Source organism: Moorena bouillonii PNG (assembly GCF_001942495.1).
GTDB classification, from domain to species: Bacteria; Cyanobacteriota; Cyanobacteriia; order Cyanobacteriales; family Coleofasciculaceae; genus Moorena; species Moorena bouillonii.
In genome coordinates this window covers 5,811,566-5,829,949 of the sequence record NZ_MKZS01000001.1, presented here as the reverse complement: position 1 = coordinate 5,829,949, position 18,384 = coordinate 5,811,566, and the positions used below count along the sequence as shown (strand labels likewise).

Genomic DNA, 18,384 nt, shown 5'->3' with positions numbered 1-18,384 from the left:
ACGTACGGTTTTGAAGACGAGTCAGTGGGGTGACTCACTGACTTAGTTTAATTGCCCTGGGTAATATCAGGCATCGACTCTAACCAGACTGCTAGGAATTTTTACTCAATAGAGCTAGGAAGCGAAAATAGACAGAAAATCGAAAGATATAATAATTCTTTAATAATTCTTAATTAACTAATAATTATCAAATGAACATTCTAAGTAACCTGCTTTCCGGTGCCACTAATCCCTCCCGTGCCAAGAAAAAACGCCGACGGATTGAAATCAAATCTGAGCGTGAAATTGAGATCATGCGGCAGGCGGCAACTATTGTGGCAACAGTACTCAAAGAAATTTCTGAGATGGTTGAGCCAGGAATGAGCACAGCGGATTTAGATGCCTATGCCGAAAAGCGGATCCGTCAGATGGGAGCAACCCCAAGTTTCAAAGGCTACTACGGCTTTCCTGGGTCGATCTGCACCTGCCTGAATCACGAAGTAGTTCATGGTATTCCTAGTCCTAAGAAAGTAATTTGCAGTGGTGATGTGTTGAAAGTGGATACAGGTGCCTTCTATCAGGGATTTCACGGAGACTCATGCATTACTATTCCGATTGAGGAGGTGAAACCAGAAGCGAGTCAATTAATTCAGGTGGCAAATGAAACCCTCTACAAGGGCATCGAACAGGTGAAAGCAGGGAAGTACTTGCTAGACATTGCTGGTGCGATTGAAGACCATGCCCAAACTTATGGCTATAGTATCGTGGAGGATTATACGGGTCACGGTGTGGGGCGAAATCTACACGAAGACCCCTCAGTGTTCAACTTCCGCACCCGCGAATTGCCCAATGTCAAGCTCCGTGCTGGGATGACTTTGGCGATTGAGCCAATTTTGAATGCTGGTACTAAGTTCACACGCACCCTATCTGACCGTTGGACAGTCGTTACGGTCGATAATTCTCTATCCGCTCAGTTTGAACATACGGTTTTGGTAACAACTGATGGCTACGAAATTTTGACTGACCGTGCCAAGGTTATGAACTAGTTAAGGACTTGCTGGTAGATGGAACTTATCAGTGGGTATTTGGTCAATTAAATAGAGGAGCGTCTCCTACTCCAGGGGAAATATCTAGGTGTACCATTTTCTCCCAAGCCATAGCTATTGCTTACCAGATAAGGTTATGATATATTGGGTTGGGGCTATTTATAGAAACTACCAAATTTTTGGCAGTTGACAGCTAGCAGGATTGATCACAAGTAAGCGCGAAGTTTTAAAACCCAGTCTCGTCAGAGCTGGGATTAAAAACGATTAACTTGTGAATATACTTCGCACTCACTCTTTTCTGAGTAATCATCGTTCGCGTAGCGTGACCTACGGTCAATCGCTTTTAGCGGAAGCTGAGGCCTTTGGCCACGCTACGCGAACGCTTCATCGCGTAGCGTGGCCTACGGTCAATCCCATCAATGTAGCCTTATAATAAGGGAGTTTCCTCTACGCGGTGAGAGCATCCACATCGGAACCCCACTCAGAAAAGTAAATGGGTGAAAAATATTCTTGGACGGTGCTTCTAGTAACTAGTGATATAGATCGCAATTGATCTACTGCTAAAAAACTCCCGATCAGATCTCAGGGGTGTTGATCAGGTGGCATCTAATTTCTTTCTTCTTAGTTACTTCACTATTCTCCGGAACTATGACCAATAAAATAGTCGAAAAAATTGCCGGAATATCTCTGGTAACTATTAGCTTTGATAGGGATTCGACAGCTGTTTCAAAAGAAAACCCCCAAACCGTTGAGCCTAGGGGTAATTATCAGGGTGCATCTACCATTTATTTCTTCTGATTGATGGGATTGATATCCGGAAGGATTACTAGTAAATTTACTAGTCAATCAATAACAAAACCCACGGGATAAATTTGCTCAAAGCCAACAGCCAGCTAAGGCGCTGATGGCAACATCTACCAAAAAAAATCCCCCGAACCGTGAGCTTCAGGGGTAATTATCAGGGTGCATCTACCATTTATTTCTTCTGATTGATGGGATTGATATCCGGAAGGATTACTAGTAAATTTACTAGTCAATCAATAACAAAACCCACGGGATAAATTTGCTCAAAGCCAACAGCCAGCTAAGGCGCTGATGGCAACATCTACCAAAAAAAATCCCCCGAACCGTGAGCTTCAGGGGTAATTATCAGGGTGCATCTACCATTTATTTCTTCTGATTGATGGGATTGATATCCGGAAGGATTACTAGTAAATTTACTAGTCAATCAATAACAAAACCCACGGGATAAATTTGCTCAAAGCCAACAGCCAGCTGAGGCGCTGATGGCAACATCTACCAAAAAAAATCCCCCGAACCGTGAGCTTCGGGGGTAATTATTAGGGTGCATCTACCATTTATTTCTTCTGATTGATGGGATTGATATCCGGAAGCTAAGGTATGGCTTAAAATTCTATATGATCACTAAACCTAGGGCGTGTCATCAAATAGGTATCAATTTAGTTTAGAATCGGTAGCTGTAGAGAGTTTAGTCAATCAGGAGCTGTGCTATCATGATACGCCGCTATGCTTTGCGTGATGACCAGTGGGAACGGATAAAAGACCTACTACCAGGGCGAAAAGAGACGGTAGGAGTAACAGCTAAAGATAATCGATTGTTTGTTGAAGCTGTGTTGTACCGCTATCGAGCTGGGATTCCCTGGCGGGACTTACCGGAAAGATTTGGTGATTTTCGAGTTGTTCATACCCGTTTTAGTCGATGGGCAAAGCGCGGGGTGTGGCAACAGGTGTTTGAGGCCTTAGCCGACGATGCGGACAACGAATACGCCATGATTGACTCGACTATTGTGCGTGCTCACCAGCACAGTGCTGGGGCTAAAGGGGGGATGGGTCAACCGAAGCCATCGGTCGTAGTAAAGGTGGATTGAGTACCAAGATTCATGCCCTAGTCGATGCCTTGGGCAATCCCCTCAGTTTTCACTTGACCCCGGGACAAGCATGTGACCTCGATGGAGCTGATGTCCTGCTTAAAGATTTGGCTGCTGATACACTGCTGGCTGACAAGGGATATGATGCTGATCAGCGCGTGATTGAGCGACTCCAACAACAGGGAAAAACAGCCGTTATTCCGCCCAAGCGCAACCGTACTATTGCTCGTGAGTATGACAGACATTTGTACAAAGCACGACATCTGATTGAGAATTTCTTTGCCCGACTCAAGCAATATCGAGGGATCGCGACGCGCTACGATAAGCGAGCCAAGAACTTTCTAGGAGCAATTTATCTGGCTGCTGCCGTAATCTGGCTTAATTGATGACACGCCCTAGGGGAAAGCTGCTGATGGTAGACCTAGAGAGAGGGGTGTTGGTAGCAAGTTGTATTCATACCTAGCACCCCATCAGCAGATTACACTATCACCCTTTGAGGAAGATACTATCTTTAGGACTTACGATGTTTAGTAGGCTTCGTAAGTCCTAGGATGAATTATACAGGTTATACCAATTTCAAGCAATATTTTTACACAAAAATAACTAGCCATCCTGACAATACTCGATGATCAGGTGATCATCGCACTCAAAACTAATCATCCTCATCTCCCTACTGCCCCTTGGACTCAGCGGTCCTGGGGCTACTTTTATTGTTGATCTGATCACCCCTGGAACTGCAACTGCTTACCTGTCTGGGTACCTTTGGATCGAATTGAGAACTTTTATGCCTAATTTTCTCTCATCTTTATCAAACCTTGACCTAGTTAAAGGTTTAGCGAGTATTTTGTAAACGTTATAATTTTTATCCGAGTTAGATATATAATCCAATTGGATCTAAGTAAGCCATCAATAGCAATACTTAATTGAAGCGCTAATTACTTAGATCCAGATTCAAACTATCTGTCTTGGATATATCAGTTCATGGTGCTCCATTAATCAAGGGGTCTATTGGGTCTAAGGGATTGACTTGATCGACTTGATTGTTAAATGAACTGACCTATTAATCAATCAACAGATTATCAATAAAATCACTATGTATTAGCGTTTTCTAATCATTTTTTTACGCTACTAACAGAGGTATTTTTGTGATTTTTTTTTATCTGTAACGGTCAACATCAGGATTGTTGATCAAGATTACCCTTGACTTACCCATAAACTGGGCGTGTTAAGTCCCACTATTAATAATGAGTATTTCTTGACAAATTTTTCTGGATGTAACTCAGACAAATAGGGAAAATCTTTCCGAACAGAACAATCCATAAATTTTCAAAAAATTGCAATCGATAGGGAATAAATCACATGGCAACTTCCACTCCTAGCAACAACGGCGATAACCTTTGTGGTACCATTGGCGAGGACTCCTTCAATGGTATGGATGGTGACGACAGTATCTTTGGTTTTGGTGGCAACGACACCCTGATTGGTGGCGCTGGCAATGACACTCTTAATAGTGGCTCTGATAACGATACCCTGATTGGTGGTGAAGGGAACGACTTTCTACTTGGTGGCCCTGGCAACGATTCGATGTCTGGTGGCTCTGGCAACGACTTCTTAGATGGTGGCCCTGGCAACGATTCGATGTCTGGTGGCACAGGCGATGACACCTATTTAGTTGACAGCACGGGGGATGTAGTCAGTGAAGACCCTGGTAATGGTACTGATACAATCATCTCCTCCATCGACTACACCCTAGAAATCAACCCCAACGTGGAAAAGTTGATCTTGAATGAAAGTGCTCACTACGGTTACGGTAACACTCTCGACAATACAATCGTTGGTAAAGATAACAACAACGTGCTCTCGGGGAATTCTGGTAATGATAGCTTGTTTGGAAATGGTGGTAATGACATCCTTAGCGGTGGTTTTGGCAACGACATCCTATTTGGTGGCTCTGGCAACGACTCCCTATTTGGTGACCCTGGCAACGACTCCCTGATTGGTGGCTCTGGCAACGACTTCCTATTTGGTTATTCTGGCAACGACTCCCTGATTGGTGACTCTGGCAATGACACTCTCCAGGGTTATAAAGCTAGTAGTCAAGGGGAACTGGACACCCTAACTGGTGGCACGGGTGCGGATATCTTCGTATTAGGTAAGAATACTTTTGGCACCGAGATTGGCTACATTGGTGATGATAATAATAACTCAGGATACGCCACAATTACTGATTTTAATGGGTTAGAAGGTGATAAAGTTCAGCTCGGTGGTCTGGAAGCTGATAAGAATGATAATTACGAGCTGTCGGGCAACAATCTATATTACAAGGGGGACTTAACTAATGGCTCGTTGGACTTAATTGCCGTCTTCCAAAATGGGGCTAGTTTTGATATTAGCTCTGATGCCATATTTTAGGCTGAATAGGACCTAGTAAGTTTAGTTAGTATTGCCTCCCTAATCTCTAGATTAGGGAGGCAATACTCCATTATTATTACCTAATCATCCCACTTAAAACTCATCATCCTCTTCTGACCACTTGCCCTTAGACTCAGCCGCCCTAGGGCTACTCCTAGGCTTGACCTGATAACCCTGCTCTGGCAATAACTCCAACTGCTTACCGGTCTGGCTCCCTTGGGGCTGTTTCCGCCTTCGCGGTTGATTCGAGACCCCTCCACCATGGCGACGCCAAGAAGTCCGTTCTTCAGAGGTATCCTCCGCTACCACTTCATACAATAACGCTACCTTCTCCCCATTTTTCCCTTTACGCAATACCCGACCCAAGCGCTGGACATACTCCCGAGATGAACCCGTCCCTGACAAGATAATCGCTACTCGCGCATCGGGTACATCCACTCCCTCATTCAATACATGGGATGCCGCTAAACAGCGATACTCTCCCTCCCGAAATCGCTTCAAAATATCATGACGCTCTTTGACTGGGGTTTGATGAGTAATCGCGGGAATCAATAACTCCTGAGAAATCCGATAAAGTGTAGCATTACCATTGGTAAAAATTAACATCTTCTCTGGGTAATGCTGAGCCAGCAAATCTAGCAAAATCCTTAATTTGCCATCGGTCCCTAAGGCAATTTCCTTGGCCTCCCGGTGAGCTAACATGGCACGGCGTCCACTTTGCGATCGCGCACTTGCTATCACAAACTGCTGCCAACCTTTAATACTGCCGAGATGAATGTTGGAGGTTCGCAAGAAATCATTGCGCAACGCCATGCAAGAATTATAGCGATCGCGTTCTTTTTGGGAGAGCTTCACCTTAATCTGAATTACCTTATGGTCAGCTAGGGCCAAACCCGCCAATTGATCAGGGCTTTTGCGATAAACCTCTGGTCCTATCAAACCATTAAGGTCCCAATGACGGCCATCGGAGCGGTCTGGGGTTGCTGTCAGTCCTAACCGATAGGGTGCGATCGCATATTCCGCAATCACCTTATAAAAATCCGTAGGTAAGTGATGACACTCATCAAAAATCACCAAAGCGTACCGATTCCCTAAGGTTTCCGCATGAATAGTGGCACTATCATAGGTGGCGATCAGGATAGGCGTGCGATCGCGAGAACCACCCCCCAACACTCCCACCTCCACATCTGGAAAGGCTGCTTCGAGTTGAGCATACCACTGGTGCATTAAATCTAGGGTTGGTACCACAACTATGGTACTACGAGGAGTGTCTTGCATTGCCAACTGGGCCAGATAAGTCTTACCTGCTCCCGTTGGTAGCACCACTACCCCTTTACGACCAGCTTGCTTCCATGCCAACAGAGCTTCCCGTTGATGGGGATAAGGTTCCATCTCAAAACTAGATACTAGTGGCAGAGGCACAAATTCCCTAGCATCATCAATAAAATCAACCTTTTCTCTGAGTAAGGTTTCTACCAGAGGACGATAGTGAATTCCTCTAATCCGAAACTTCTCTACCCGATCATCCCAAGTGGCATATTCCACCCAAGCGTTGCCCCTCGGTGGTGGATGCAAAATCAGAGTTCCCCGGTCAAAGGTTAATCTAGGGGTGCGTGGCATGAATTCAAGGACGTTTCTTTGCTATTGTCGTACCGGTTCCGTTGCCAGGCTTGGGCCATGCTTCAATGTAAGCATTCAGCCGTCAGCCGTGAGCTAAAAGCTCACGCTACGCGAACAGCCGTCAGCTTTCCATCACTGAGATTAAACGAATGCTTACTTGTTTTCTTGATCCCAAGCGCGAGTGGGGGAAACCCCCGCAGGTCGGCGCTGCATCGCTTATTCAAAAGCTGTTCGGTGTAGCTTCCTAATAGCCCATAAGCACATCAAGTAGCACAATCTGTAGCGCATTAGCTGATAGCTGTTCGCGTAGCGTGCGCGTAGCGCTTAAGCTGATAGCTGATAGCTTACGCTTCAATAGCTAATAATACCAGACCACTGAACTTTCTTAAGTTGATTACGGCGATAGGAAAAGAAACGCTCTGGTTCAGAGTAAGTGCAGTGGGGTGCGATCGCAATTTGTTCTGAATCAATGCCCAATTGTTCCAACTGTAAGACATTGACTCGCCGCACATCCAAGCGTACTCGTCCGGGTTTCGGGTCCTCTAATATTGGGGAGTCGTCTAGCTGCTGCAACACCGCCAGAATTGATTCGGTGCTATCCCCTTGATCAGTAGATACAATACTAGCTCCCACTTCAGCCGCCACGGTTTCTGATACCTGGTAGCATTCCCCGGTAATTGCTGGACCGAGAGCAATGCGTAAATTTTCTTTACGACTACCATTGTTTAGCAATCGTGCGATCGCATTAGGAACAATCCGTTGAGCAGTACCCCGCCAACCCGCATGAATTGCTGCTACCTGTCCGGTTTCCATATCCCCAATTAGTAAGGGCGTACAATCTGCCGTACAAACCCACACAGCTTGGTTAGCTTCCTCACTTATAATACCATCAGCCGGTGGTTTATTGGAGTCTGGCTCATTTTTTTGGGTACTTTCAATTTCCCCAGGAGTCAGTACTGTATTGCCGTGGACCTGTTTAACTCGATACACCTGGGCATGAGGCTGGAGTACATCGACCATTTCTTCCGGAGAACGGGGAGAAAATGCTGAGGTGAAGAAGCCGTGATTCCATTGCTTCAATAGGCTACTCGTTAAATAGGGCAAATTGTTCCAACTCTGCCAGTGCCAGGTATGCATTTAAATTGTGTTGACGGTTTACACTTTACAGTTTACAGCTTAGACTTTACACTTTATCCTTTCAGCTGTTGTGGATTTCAATTAGATATTATTTAATTATAGCTTTTATTGCATTTCTGAGTTACACTTATAAACCTCAAAGTCCCCCTTTTTAAGGGAGATTTAGGGGGATCCCTTTGTTCCTCATGGGAAATATAATTGCTATATCAAAAAAATAAAATTCTTTACCCCTGCTCCCTGCTCCCTGCTCCCTGCTCCCTTCCTGTCATAACCTAAAACTTTAACTTAAACCAGCTTACTGTCATAAATTAAGGCAAATTCCAAACTTTAATACTATCATCTCTACTGCCACTGACTAAGGTTTTACCATCGGGACTAATCGCCAGAGAACTCACCCAGTTTGTATGACCAGTTAAAGTACTTTTTAACTCTCCATTTTCTAAATTCCAAACCTTAATAGTATTATTAGCGCTACCACTAACCAAGGTTTTACCATCGGGACTAATCGCCAGAGAATGAACATAGTATATATGTCCAGTCAAGGTATTTTTTAATTCCCCAGTTGTCAAATCCCAAATTTTAATATTACGGTCTAAACTACTACTAAATAAGGTTTTGCCATCAGGACTAATGATTAGAGAAATAACGGAATCTCTATGACCAGTCAGGGTCTTTTTTAGATCACCTGTATCCAAATCCCAAATTCTGATCCTATTGCCACCATTGCCACTAACTAATGTTTTGCCATCAGGGCTAATCACCACCGAACTAACCCAATTTGTTTCCCCTGTCAGGGTTTGTTTTAGCTTACCCGTCGGTAAATCCCAAACTTTGATGGTGTGGTCATAACTGCCACTGACTAAGGTTTTTCCATCAGAACTAATAGCAACAGAACTAATAAAGCCCTGATGACCAGTAAGGTTCTTTTTGAGCTGACCCGTTTTCAAATTCCAAATCTTGACAGTGTTGTCATCGCCACCACTAACAATAGTTTCTCCATCAGGAGTAATAGCGACGGAATAAACATTGCCATCATGGCCATTCAGGGTTCTAACTAACTCACCTTTCGGCAAATTCCAAATTTTTACAGTATGATCATTACTACCACTTACCAAATAGGTACTATCAGGACTAACAGCAATAGAACGCACTGAGTTAGAGTGTCCATTGAGAGTAGTTTTGAGGTAGGTGCTGCTGGGTAAACCAGCAATCAAAAAACTTAAATTAGAGGGAAAGGTTTGATACCTAAAATATCCATATCCTTGAGTAATTAATCCTATAGATAATAAAGAAAATCCTCCCATCATCACTTGTTTTTTTAACTGGTTATTTGGTCTGAATGACGTTAAAAAATTTAGAAAGGACTCGTGATACTTAGAGGTTGATTTAGAGGGATTAGCCGGGGGCGCAGACTGAAGCTCCAACACCTCCAAAACTTGGTCTACAGACTGATAACGGTGCTGATAGCTTTCTGGGAGCAGCCGATCCATTATCCACCACAATTGTTCACTCACCGGTTGCTTTAAATGCTTTCGCCAACTATTTACCCAGCGATAGCCTTGTTTCTTCCACAAATCCCAAGGATGAACATTCGTCAGCAAATGAAAGCACGTCGTGCCCAAACTGTATAAATCACTAGCAGCATAGGCTTTACCTCCCTCCATTTGTTCCATAGGCACATAGCCAAAGGAACCGATAGTGGTGCCAGTGATATTAGCCATGACCGTAGCCCTCAATTGCTTGGCTATCCCAAAATCGATTAGTACTAGCTGATTCTTTTTTTCAGATCCTTGACCCAAACCAGGACGGCGAATGATATTACCTGGTTTAATATCTCGGTGAATCACCTTCTGTTGATGGACAAACTTGAGAATAGTTAGCAGTTCAAATAAAACATCCTTAATCTTGTCTTCACTGAACGCTCCTGCTTCTGCCAACTCTTGCTCTAAGGTTTTCCCCTCGATATACTCTTGGAGCAAATATAAGCGCTGATCTTCCTCAAAGTAAGCTAGCAAGGTAGGGATTTGGGGATGTTGTCCCAGCCTTTGCAATTGTTTTGCCTCTTGCTCAAATAATTCTCGTGCCTTTTTGAGTGCCTTCGTTCCCTCAATTTGGGGGGCTAGCTGCTTAATCACACAGTATTCATCCAATTTGTCCCTATCTTCTGCCAAATAGGTTTTGGAAAATCCCCCATCTCCGATGGGTCGAATTGGACGATAGCGGTTTTTCAAGATAACCAGTTTGTTACCACAGCTTTGGCAAAACTGGTTATCATCCGGATTAATGGGATTCTGGCAATCGGGATTAAGACAGCAGATCATACTGGCAGGTCATCAGGGAATTTGGGTATGACTAGGTAAGTATTCAGCTATCAGCGTGTCGCGTATCAGCTATCAGCTTATGGGCAAGCTACTTGAGGTACCAAAGGCCAACAACTGAACACTGACCACTGACGGCTAACCGCTGACGGGTGAATGCTTACATGACTAGGCTACCCGCGAGGGTAGTGTTTTCCTCTTGATTTTCCTCTTAAGAGGGAGCATGTCACAGTTAAATGGGGTACGGTAGTACTTACGGTAGAAATTCCCTGGTATCAGGATGCTTTTGGTAGATGCTAGCCATAGATGCTGGACTTAGCGGTTGGCTAATCGGCTACAGTAGCGGCCAGCCCTTTTCGCTTTCCGGTGAAATTTGGCTAATCGGATTAAATGATGGGATTAAGGATTTGAGCTGTTGACCAATCCTTAGGATTAAGGGTACTGGTTATTTTACCTTCAATGAATAATTTTAGCAGAATTTCAGCAAACGCGTTCGCGTAGCGTGACCGTAGGTCAATCGCAATCTGGTTACAGGTTACAGGTTATAGGTTACAGGTTATAGGTTACAGGTTATAGGTTACAGGTTATAGGTTACAGGTTATAGGTTACAGGTTATAGGTTACAGCTTACAGGTTAGGCGGTGATTAAACCTTGGCCAAAAGGCGACGCTACGCGAACAACCTCTTTTAGGAACTATACTTTCTCACGGAAGTCATGGATTCATAGTGGGTAAGGCTAACGGCTGATACCTGAATGCAAACCAATTGCGAGTGTCAAGCCTAGGTATAAAATAACGACGCTAGCAGATATAATCTGATCTATCATTCTGTTATCCGATCTATTACTTGCGATCTATTATTTCTGAAACTACCATGAGAGCATCTAATCGAATTCCCCTAGTTTTGTTTCTACTGCGCCTCAGTGTTTTTATAGTAATGCTGATGTGGACAATCGATAAATTCGTGCGTCCTGAACATGCAGCTGCGGTCTATGAAAACTTTTACTTTATTAGTGGACTCGGTAACAGCATTTTTAGTCTTATTGGCGCTATCCAGCTAGTAATCATCCTAGGATTTTTACTCTTAGTGGAAAAAACGATGGACTTATGGTAGCGTATTAGTATTTCATGGGAGATAAACTATCTCATCCTATCAGCAATATCTAAGCCCATTTACTGATCCTAATTTGCTATTTTTTGCCGCTTGGCCAATGTTAGCAGCTTGTTTTGCCCTTTATTATCTTAGAGACCTGGATACCTTGTTTGTTATCAATAGACGATAGGCAATATAAACACAAAAATATGGGGTTAAAGTTGAAAGTTGAAAGTAGTAATAATTACCACATGATAAATGGCACACAGGATAATTATAAAATATTGGCGGGAAACCTGTGCTGTAGCACAGCGAATCTTGATTGAACTATGGCGAAGGCAGCGTAGCCTATTATTTTGGAGTATTTTTCCAATTACTGTGCTATTTCTCAACGGTTTAATTATGGCAGAACAGGCTCAGCTATCAACCGCTGAAGCATTTGAACGTGCTGCCCCAACTACTCTTGTGGGTGCTGCTTTGTTTTTTAGCTGCTTGGGGGGTAGCGTCGCAACGGTAGTCTCAGAACGAGAACAGCACATGCTCAAGCGTTTATTTATCTCTCCATTAGGTGGCATATCCTATTTCTTAGGAATTTTTTTGGCTCACAGCTGCATTGCTACAGGTCAAGCCTTAGTGGTTTATACCATAGCAGCATTTTTGGGGGCAAGGTTTCAAGGTTCCGTGTTGCTAGGAGTATTGATTATTTTGCTGAGTATTATTGCTTATGTGGGAGTGGGATTTTTTCTGGGAACTCAATTAGCGCGGCGCACTGAGGACGTTAATGCCTTAGTGGGAACCTTCGGTGTACCTCTATTAATTTTGGGTGGTGCGTTTTTACCAACTGCTTTGTTTCCGGAACAGTTACTGGAAATCGCTAAGTTTAACCCAATTTATCATATGAACGAAGCCTTGCTGGGAGTATGGGCTGATGGCAAGGGTTTGGTGGAAATCGAGTCTCATTTCTGGTTTTTATTTGGCTTTGCCTCAGTGATGGTGATAGTCGCATGGTTGTCATACCAGGGGATGGTTCGGGTAGAGAGAAGATTGTAATTACCCACGGGAGTTTTGTGCAGGGTAACCTAGTTTAAACCATTGAAGAATCAGGAGGTTTGCACAAAAAAAATAAACTTAAGTATAGTCGGGTCAGTTATCTATGACCTAGTACGTCTATAAAATTATCCGATTATCGTAAAAAAAGTCTGATTAAATTGCCTTAGTATTGCTGAAGGTTTAACTAGTGCTAAATATCCATAAATTAAGTAAGTCTTACGGTAATCGAAACGTTCTGCGGGATTTAACCCTAACTATTCCAGCGGGAGAAATATATGGTTTACTCGGACCCAATGGTGCAGGTAAGACAACTACTATCAATATCATCTGTAACTTACTACGAGCGGATAGTGGTGCGATCGCAATCAATAACCAACCAGTATCCGAGGCAACGAAAAAGCTGATTGGGGTTGCTCCCCAAGAGAATTTACTGTATCAAACCCTTAGTTGTCAAGAAAACTTGTATTTCTTTGCTCGTCTGTATGGGTTAGATGGTCAGCAGTGCTCTAAACAAGTTTACACTGCCCTTGCTGCGGTCAATTTATTAGAGCGGGCAAAAAGTCCGGTGGAAACCCTCAGTGGTGGGATGCAGCGACGGATGAATATTGCTGTTGCTCTAGTGCATCAGCCGAAATTACTTATTTTAGATGAGCCTACCACAGGCTTAGATATTGAAGCCCGATATGAAATTTGGGACTTGATTCGACGTCTTCAGGGCCAGGGAATTACTATTTTGCTGACCACTCATTCCCTTGATGAAGCAGAACGTCTTTGCCACAGAATTGGCATTCTTAAACAGGGACAGATTGTAGCAGAGGGGAGTTTGGTTGAGTTACGGCAAAAGATTCCGGCTCAAGAAATTGTAGTAGTAGACACCCCTCAAGAAGAACAAGCGATCGCTCGTGCCCAAGAATTAGGCTTTACTCATCGCCGCTATGGCAATGATTTAGCGTTTTGGCTACCAGAGTCTTTAGACCTGAAGGACATTATGGCATGTTTTGATGGGATTCCCCTCGATTCCATTGCTCGTCAACCAGTGCGGCTTGAGTATGTCTATGTAGAGGTTACATCAAATCTGGGAAATAAGTTAGTGGTTAGTCGTTAGTGAGAGTGTGTTGATCTCTAGTGACTACTGTAGGGGCGAACAGCTGTTCGCCTCTACTAACCACCAACAAAAAAAGAACAAGCTGGATATTTTGGGTGATTAACGATAACAATCTACAAACCATTCCCTTTGCTAGACAGCTGAGCCGCAACTTTCCTGAATACGTACAGCAAGCCTTCTGATGACAAAAGACTCATCTGGGCCAGGATATAATCAGCTAAGTGAGTAGTTGCTGACAGCACAATCAAACCCGATTCTTGGTCAAGCAAGCGCTCAATCAATTCAGCCTTTTCCTCTACAGATAATGTTTCGGCTAGACGCCAAACGCTATCAACCTTATTAGGCTTGGAGTTAATGTCAATTACGCAATTCTTATACATTGCCTTACTGCCCTTCAATAACTGATGGGATTATAGAATTGCTGAGTTGACCGCCGTAACCGTAAATGTACTTAGAGAAAATAGACCAGCCCTGGAATTGTAAGTAAATTCCTCAAGGTTAATCAACCTGTTAGGGTTAATCAATGTTTTGTCTTCAGAGGGATATTATAACCCTTTTTTTCAGGATTTGTCACTATTTCCAGATATCAAGGCAGAGCCTTTGTTGGATTACAGCTAATCAAACCTATTGTGAATGACTCGATGCTGCTGGCTTTGGCAGTGTTACGATCCCTGAAATCTGTGAAGATGCCTCAGATAACTGATGCTATCTAGTTTATGGGCGTTACCTAGGTAACTAGGATTACCTAATTTTAACTAAAACTTGAACAAGTTTACGCTTAACTTTACGAAGACTTTAAATAAAAGTATTTTTCTTTAAAAAAAGAATTGATAAATTGATAAATAGTCAAGTCAAGCAAAATATCAAAAACATTCAGGGTAAAAAAATAAGACACCTTAAGGTATTTTAATTTTTCAGGAATACTCCAAAATTTAAATGTTGATTTATAGGGGAAGCTACGAAAAAATTATCGGTTTTACGAGTCTGATTTAGGGTGTATCAACTGGTGTATCAACTGGTGTATCAACTGGTGTATCAACTTCTGATGCCTTGAGGTGAGCTTAGTCTAAATTTGTTTGTCTGCAATGACCTTCTTGTGTCAATCATGTAATCTACCAAAGACAAAATCTGATGACTACTATTTTTGGATTTGAGACTGGCAACTTCATAAATTGGAACACTATCGGCGATGCCAGCATTGAGACAGCGGCATTTGGCAGTATCCCTTCTCAGGGAAAATTTCAGGCTTTAATTACTAATGATGTCGGTTCTGTAAGTGATAGCGCACTTGAAAACTTCTTGGGGTTCAACCCAGGCAGTATAGATGGTTTTAGCAATGGAGATGCCAAAGAAGGATCCGCTCTCAAGTTACAACCTATTACAGTCAACGCTGGGGATGTTTTGAGCTTCGACTTTAACTTCCTCACTGATGAGCTTACCCCTGACTCCACCTTCAAGGATTTTGCCTTTGTCTCCATCACCCCAAAGGTTTTATCTAACCTGGCAGATACCAATAGTTCATTTCTGCTGTCTCCTACAGGATTTCGTGAGGAAACAGACTACGATACCTTTACCTACAAATTCCCAACTGCTGGCACTTATCTAGTAGGTATGGCAGTGGTAGATGTAGAAGATGAGTTGTTGGAATCCGCGCTACTAGTGGATAACTTAAGAGTTGTGCCGAAAGATGAAGTAATTGTAGGCACAAGCAACGGTGAAACTCTTTTCGGCACTGCTGATAATGACACCATCTACGGTCAAGGTGGTAATGACAGAATCTTTGGCAGTGAGGGAGTAAACATTATCTATGGTGGTGCTGGGGATGACGAGATTTTCGGCGGTTCCAACCCTGACACCATTTATGGCGGCACTGGTAATGACGAGATTTTCTCTTCCGGAGGCAATAACACAGTCTATGGAGGTATCGGTAATGACCTCATAGACACTGGCACTGGTAATGATTTAGTAGTTGGTGGCTTTGGCAACGATACGATCAGGCTTGGGGGTGGTGACGATATTATTGCCCTAGAAGCACGCAAAGGAACTGATACTATCATTAACTTTGAGGCTGGTAAGACGTTGCTAGGTCTGTCTGGTGCCTTGACTTTCAGTAACTTGAGGTTTAACCAAAGTGGCAGTGATGTCCAAATCTCTGCTAACAGTGAAGTGTTAGCAGTTGTCAATGATGCACAAGTTAGCACTATTGCCAGCGCTAGCAACTTTCTGACGATTTAGCAATAACTATACCGTTAGGGGAGCACAGCCTGCTCCCCTACACCTTCAGATAAATCCATAACGGGGTTTGAGGTAGAGCTTAGCGACAGTTGCTGCAACTGTGGGTTTACAATCAAAACCATCATCACCAGGTCTATAATCTCAAGAGGTACACTGGGGGAATTGGTAGTTAAAGATTATAGTTTTGATTAGCAATCAGTTCCCTATGTCTACATTTTTATTAGAAGTCGGTACAGAAGAATTACCCGCAGATTTTGTGGATAGTGCGATCGCACAGTGGCAATCGAAAATTCCCCAAACCCTGGATGAGTACTTTCTTACTCCAGAAGGAATTGAGATTTACGGCACCCCTCGCCGCTTAGCAGTTATCATTAAAGGATTACCTGGAAAGCAACCCGACCGAGAAGAAGAGGTTAAAGGACCACCAGCTAAGGCAGCGTTTAAGGATGGCGAACCTACTAAAGCAGCGATTGGGTTTGCCCGTAAACAGGGGGTAGAGCTAGATAATCTATTCCTCAGAGATACGGATAAAGGAGAATTTGTCTTTGTTCAGAAACAGATATCCGGTCGCCCCGCTACAGAAATTTTAACGGAACTGATTCCCCAATGGATATTTGGATTGGAAGGTAGACGGTTCATGCGCTGGGCGAATGGAGATTTAAAGTTTCCCCGTCCGATTCGCTGGCTAGTCACACTTTTAGATGATGTAGTGCTACCGGTAGAGTTAGATAATAATGCCGAGACTGTAAAAAGCGATCGCATTTCCAGTGGTCATCGGATCTTGTCTCCCAAACCGGTAGAGATTCCCCAAGCTACAGATTATCAGTCCTATTTGCGCAATGCTTATGTAGAGGTCAATCCTGAAGCACGTCGCGATACAATCAAATCACAAGTGGAGTCAGCCGCTAAACAGTTAGGTGGTTATACCCCTCTGTACCCTGACTTATGGGAAGAAGTCACTAATTTAGTGGAATGGCCGACAGCAGTAGTGGGTAAATTTTCCTCAGACTTCTTGAATTTACCACAAGAAGTGGTCACCACAGAGATGGTGTCTCACCAGCGCTACTTCCCAGTATTCAAAACCGAAGCGGCTACTGAACTTATCCCCTATTTTATTACTATTGGTAACGGTGACCCCGCCAAATCCGAAATTATTGCTACTGGCAACGAGCGAGTAATCCGAGCGAGGTTAGCCGATGGGCAGTTTTTCTACAAAACCGATATCGACTCACCCTTAGAAAGCTATTTACCCCAACTGGAGAAAGTCACTTTTCAGGAAGATTTAGGTTCAGTACGCCAAAAGGTCGGTAGAATAGAAAAGATAGCGAGTCAAATTACTGACCAGTTACGTCAACACTCTCCTAATCTAATCTCACCAGAAGCTATTACTCAGATTCAAAGGGCGGCCTTACTGTGTAAAGCAGACTTGGTTACCCAGATGGTGTATGAATTTCCTGAATTACAAGGGGTAATGGGACAAAAGTATGCCGTTGCTAGTGGGGAATCTGAGCAAGTCGCAACAGCAATTTTTGAGCATTATTTACCGAGGGGTGCAGGTGATTCTCTACCTCAAACCATTACTGGGCAAGTGGTAGGGTTATCAGACAGGCTAGATACCTTAGTCAGTATCTTTGGCTTAGGTATGTTACCCACAGGCTCTTCTGATCCCTTTGCTCTACGTCGTGCTGCTAATGGGATTATCAACATTACCTGGGATGCCAATTTACCGATTAATCTCCAGCAGTTGCTAAAAGATATTGCTGCGGATTTTGTAGCTGCTTATCCAGACAATAATTCACCAATAGAGTCATTACAGGAATTTTTCTTACAACGGATTCGGACTCTGCTCCAAGAAGAAAATAAAATTGATTATGATTTAGTGAATGCTGTGTTAGGAGAAGATGATCCCGAGTATCAAAACAGGGCATTAATTGATGTGTTAGATGTACGCGATCGCGCTTTGTTTCTCCAGTCTATCCGAGATAATGGTACCCTGGATAAAATCTATGAAACTGTCAACCGTTCAGCTCGTTTAGCTAAACAAGGGGATTTAGATACCAAACAGATACAACCAACAACAGTAGTGACTCCGGAATACTTCCAGAAATCTTGTGAGCAAGCATTTTATGATGCCCTCGTGGAATTAGTGCCAAAAATTAAAGCTTCTCAGGAAGAGCGAGATTATCAGAAATTAGTGGAAGCACTAGAAGAGATTGCTCCTACGGTTAGCACTTTCTTTGATGGTGACCAGAGTGTATTGGTGATGGATCCTGACCCCAATATTCGCAGTAATCGGTTGAATTTGTTAGGATTGTTGCGGAATCATGCTCGTGTATTAGCAGATTTTGGAGCAATTGTCAAAAGTTAGGGGTTGGTTTGTAAGCATATGCGCTACGCGCACGCTACGCGAACAGTAATCAGCTTATAGCAATCAGTAATCAGCTTATAGCAATCAGTAATCAGCAATCAGCAATCAGCTTATAGCAATCAGTAGTGGCCAAA

General features: G+C 43.4%; 13 protein-coding genes. 9 read left to right on the top strand and 4 right to left on the bottom strand.

Annotated features, from left to right (window positions below; all coding sequences use genetic code 11):
- The first annotated feature begins 191 nt into the window (after positions 1 to 191).
- The 4 genes from map (at position 192) to BJP37_RS23655 (ending at position 5,326) form a co-directional block, all read left to right on the top strand.
- Positions 192 to 1,025 carry a type I methionyl aminopeptidase gene (map, locus tag BJP37_RS23670; RefSeq protein WP_075902453.1) on the top strand — a complete coding sequence of 278 codons (834 nt, stop codon included), beginning with the start codon at positions 192 to 194 and terminating at the stop codon, positions 1,023 to 1,025.
- Positions 1,026 to 1,673: 648 nt separating this feature from the next.
- A complete protein-coding gene (locus tag BJP37_RS42000) occupies positions 1,674 to 1,823 on the top strand; it encodes a hypothetical protein (protein ID WP_158069737.1) in 150 nt (49 codons plus the stop codon).
- Between the two features lie 716 nt (positions 1,824 to 2,539).
- Positions 2,540 to 3,300, top strand: a protein-coding gene (locus tag BJP37_RS34885) for an IS5 family transposase (RefSeq protein WP_438941511.1) whose coding sequence is annotated in 2 segments (ribosomal slippage) — positions 2,540 to 2,866 and positions 2,869 to 3,300 — 759 coding nt in all. Because the reading frame shifts where the segments join, the coding sequence is not laid out codon by codon here.
- A 973-nt stretch (positions 3,301 to 4,273) separates the two neighbouring features.
- On the top strand, positions 4,274 to 5,326 hold the full coding sequence (locus BJP37_RS23655) for a calcium-binding protein (RefSeq protein WP_075902447.1): 1,053 nt from the start codon (positions 4,274 to 4,276) through the stop codon (positions 5,324 to 5,326).
- Between the two features lie 93 nt (positions 5,327 to 5,419).
- Here the strand turns inward: BJP37_RS23655 and BJP37_RS23650 are convergent, their stop codons facing one another.
- The 3 genes from BJP37_RS23650 to BJP37_RS23640 all read right to left on the bottom strand — a co-directional run bounded on the left by BJP37_RS23650 (position 5,420) and on the right by BJP37_RS23640 (position 10,404).
- Complete coding sequence (locus tag BJP37_RS23650; RefSeq protein ID WP_075902445.1) at positions 5,420 to 6,946, bottom strand: DEAD/DEAH box helicase; 1,527 nt, start codon at positions 6,944 to 6,946, stop codon at positions 5,420 to 5,422.
- Positions 6,947 to 7,297: 351 nt separating this feature from the next.
- Positions 7,298 to 8,083 (bottom strand): peptidoglycan editing factor PgeF, encoded by a 786-nt coding sequence (gene pgeF / locus BJP37_RS23645; protein ID WP_075902443.1) that lies wholly within the window; start codon positions 8,081 to 8,083, stop codon positions 7,298 to 7,300.
- Between the two features lie 308 nt (positions 8,084 to 8,391).
- Positions 8,392 to 10,404, bottom strand: a complete 2,013-nt coding sequence (locus BJP37_RS23640) for a WD40 repeat domain-containing serine/threonine-protein kinase (RefSeq protein WP_075902441.1) — start codon at positions 10,402 to 10,404, stop codon at positions 8,392 to 8,394.
- An 869-nt stretch (positions 10,405 to 11,273) separates the two neighbouring features.
- Between BJP37_RS23640 and BJP37_RS41470 the strand changes: the two genes are divergently transcribed.
- The 3 genes from BJP37_RS41470 (at position 11,274) to BJP37_RS23625 (ending at position 13,647) form a co-directional block, all read left to right on the top strand.
- Entirely contained in the window at positions 11,274 to 11,513 is a 240-nt protein-coding gene (locus tag BJP37_RS41470) for a hypothetical protein (RefSeq protein WP_198954157.1), read from the top strand.
- A gap of 255 nt (positions 11,514 to 11,768) precedes the next feature.
- Positions 11,769 to 12,542 (top strand): ABC transporter permease, encoded by a 774-nt coding sequence (locus BJP37_RS23630; protein WP_070394687.1) that lies wholly within the window; start codon positions 11,769 to 11,771, stop codon positions 12,540 to 12,542.
- 187 nt (positions 12,543 to 12,729) lie between these two features.
- Positions 12,730 to 13,647 carry an ABC transporter ATP-binding protein gene (locus tag BJP37_RS23625; protein ID WP_075902439.1) on the top strand — a complete coding sequence of 306 codons (918 nt, stop codon included), beginning with the start codon at positions 12,730 to 12,732 and terminating at the stop codon, positions 13,645 to 13,647.
- A 113-nt stretch (positions 13,648 to 13,760) separates the two neighbouring features.
- Here BJP37_RS23625 and BJP37_RS23620 read toward each other — a convergent pair whose 3' ends face one another.
- A complete protein-coding gene (locus tag BJP37_RS23620) occupies positions 13,761 to 14,027 on the bottom strand; it encodes a hypothetical protein (protein WP_070394685.1) in 267 nt (88 codons plus the stop codon).
- Between the two features lie 751 nt (positions 14,028 to 14,778).
- Between BJP37_RS23620 and BJP37_RS23615 the strand changes: the two genes are divergently transcribed.
- Both BJP37_RS23615 and glyS read left to right on the top strand, forming a co-directional pair.
- Positions 14,779 to 15,882: a calcium-binding protein gene (locus BJP37_RS23615; RefSeq protein ID WP_075902437.1), complete on the top strand. Its 1,104-nt coding sequence runs from the start codon at positions 14,779 to 14,781 to the stop codon at positions 15,880 to 15,882.
- A gap of 205 nt (positions 15,883 to 16,087) precedes the next feature.
- A complete protein-coding gene (gene glyS, locus BJP37_RS23610) occupies positions 16,088 to 18,250 on the top strand; it encodes a glycine--tRNA ligase subunit beta (protein WP_075902435.1) in 2,163 nt (720 codons plus the stop codon).
- The last annotated feature ends 134 nt before the right edge of the window (positions 18,251 to 18,384 follow it).

What these genes read in the sequence shown, in the direction of transcription:
- BJP37_RS23615 (WP_075902437.1), top strand. Translation starts at nt 14,779, where the DNA reads ATGACTACTATTTTTGGATTTGAGACTGGCAACTTCATAAATTGGAAC.
- BJP37_RS42000 (WP_158069737.1), top strand. Translation starts at nt 1,674, where the DNA reads ATGACCAATAAAATAGTCGAAAAAATTGCCGGAATATCTCTGGTAACT.
- map (WP_075902453.1), top strand. Translation starts at nt 192, where the DNA reads ATGAACATTCTAAGTAACCTGCTTTCCGGTGCCACTAATCCCTCCCGT.
- BJP37_RS41470 (WP_198954157.1), top strand. Translation starts at nt 11,274, where the DNA reads ATGAGAGCATCTAATCGAATTCCCCTAGTTTTGTTTCTACTGCGCCTC.
- pgeF (WP_075902443.1), bottom strand. Translation starts at nt 8,083, where the DNA reads ATGCATACCTGGCACTGGCAGAGTTGGAACAATTTGCCCTATTTAACG.
- BJP37_RS23640 (WP_075902441.1), bottom strand. Translation starts at nt 10,404, where the DNA reads ATGATCTGCTGTCTTAATCCCGATTGCCAGAATCCCATTAATCCGGAT.
- BJP37_RS23620 (WP_070394685.1), bottom strand. Translation starts at nt 14,027, where the DNA reads ATGTATAAGAATTGCGTAATTGACATTAACTCCAAGCCTAATAAGGTT.
- BJP37_RS23650 (WP_075902445.1), bottom strand. Translation starts at nt 6,946, where the DNA reads ATGCCACGCACCCCTAGATTAACCTTTGACCGGGGAACTCTGATTTTG.
- glyS (WP_075902435.1), top strand. Translation starts at nt 16,088, where the DNA reads ATGTCTACATTTTTATTAGAAGTCGGTACAGAAGAATTACCCGCAGAT.
- BJP37_RS23655 (WP_075902447.1), top strand. Translation starts at nt 4,274, where the DNA reads ATGGCAACTTCCACTCCTAGCAACAACGGCGATAACCTTTGTGGTACC.